The following is a 299-nucleotide window of genomic DNA, read 5'->3' as shown; positions in this document are numbered from 1 at the left end:
ACCATGGCTCTGGCCTTGCCGGTGTCGGGATCGAACAGAAAGACCGTGGACTGGTGGTTGATGATCCCGCGCTTTTCCAGGTTGTTGGGCCAGTAGCCGCCCGCTTTCAGGCCCAGCGTCAGCCCGGCCCGGTCGAAACCGCCCTTGAAGCCGTAGAGCGCGTCTTCATGGCCGATGGCCTCGCGCACCACGGGGAAGTTGTAGGCCTCGCCGGAGGCCATTGCGGCAAAGACCTTCTCGACCGCGGCAAAGGCCGCGTCGCGCGTCATCAGGTCGGCAATGTCGCGTTCGGGTACGAT

Annotated in this window: 1 pseudogene; it reads right to left on the bottom strand. The window is 64.5% G+C overall.

Annotation, left to right across the window (positions count from 1 at the left end):
• A pseudogene (locus AB0T83_RS20400) lies at positions 1-299 on the bottom strand (ornithine cyclodeaminase family protein); the annotation flags it as partial.

It is taken from the genome of Meridianimarinicoccus marinus (assembly GCF_040689105.1).
GTDB classification, from domain to species: Bacteria; Pseudomonadota; Alphaproteobacteria; order Rhodobacterales; family Rhodobacteraceae; genus Meridianimarinicoccus; species Meridianimarinicoccus marinus.
This window is presented reverse-complemented; position numbering and strand designations above follow the sequence as displayed.